This is a genomic window from Paraburkholderia sp. BR10872 (assembly GCF_040965835.1).
Lineage (GTDB): Bacteria > Pseudomonadota > Gammaproteobacteria > Burkholderiales > Burkholderiaceae > Paraburkholderia > Paraburkholderia nodosa_A.
Genome location: NZ_JBFRCN010000177.1, coordinates 1 through 287, shown reverse-complemented (window position 1 = coordinate 287; position 287 = coordinate 1). Strand labels below are relative to the sequence as shown.

The following is a 287-nucleotide window of genomic DNA, read 5'->3' as shown; positions in this document are numbered from 1 at the left end:
AGCATCACGTCGGAGAGCTTCGAATTCGCCGGCCAGGTCGGCACGAAGAAGTCGCGCGCGATAACGCCCACGGGCGGGTGAATCGAAACGAGCACCGGGATCAGCAGCAGACTCAACAGGCACAGCACGATCGCGAAGCGTTCGAAGCGCCGGAAGTCGCCCGTACTGACCGCCGCCATCGTCAGTACCGCGGCGATGCAGACACCGAGAACCTTCGAGACGCCGAGAAAGTCGAGCGCAAACGTAATGCCGATGAACTCGGTGACGATCGTGAGCGCATTGAGCAG

General features: G+C 61.7%; 1 protein-coding gene. It reads right to left on the bottom strand.

Translation table 11 applies throughout. The features are described from left to right. A partial coding sequence (locus AB4Y43_RS40575; RefSeq protein ID WP_368730302.1) for a divalent metal cation transporter occupies positions 1-287 on the bottom strand: 287 nt, incomplete at both ends.